This is a genomic window from Halalkalibacter lacteus (genome assembly GCF_036663595.1).
Classification (GTDB): Bacteria; Bacillota; Bacilli; order Bacillales; family Bacillaceae_D; genus Halalkalibacter; species Halalkalibacter lacteus.
In genome coordinates this window covers 1-247 of record NZ_JAWRVL010000373.1, presented here as the reverse complement: position 1 = coordinate 247, position 247 = coordinate 1, and the positions used below count along the sequence as shown (strand labels likewise).

At 62.8% G+C, this 247-nt stretch carries 1 protein-coding gene; it reads right to left on the bottom strand.

Going from position 1 to position 247, the window contains the following annotated elements; all coding sequences use genetic code 11:
• A partial coding sequence (locus tag SAZ04_RS22700; RefSeq protein ID WP_332700000.1) for a tetratricopeptide repeat protein occupies window positions 1–247 on the bottom strand: 247 nt, incomplete at both ends.

Genomic DNA, 247 nt, shown 5'->3' with positions numbered 1-247 from the left:
CTCGGCCATCGACAGGCCGTAGAGTGCCCAGCCATTGTTGGGATATTTAGCGAGCGCGGCGGTGAAGGCCTGCCGAGCTTCGTCATATTTTCCGGCTCGGTAGAGTGCGGCACCTAGCGACTGGCTGACCGGATAATACCACCAGGGCGGCTCCATGTAGGGGATGCGATTGTCGATCGCGAGCGCCGCCCGGAAATGCTCGATTGCCTGGTTGTGGCGGCCGCGGAACGAAGCCTGCTTGCCCAGC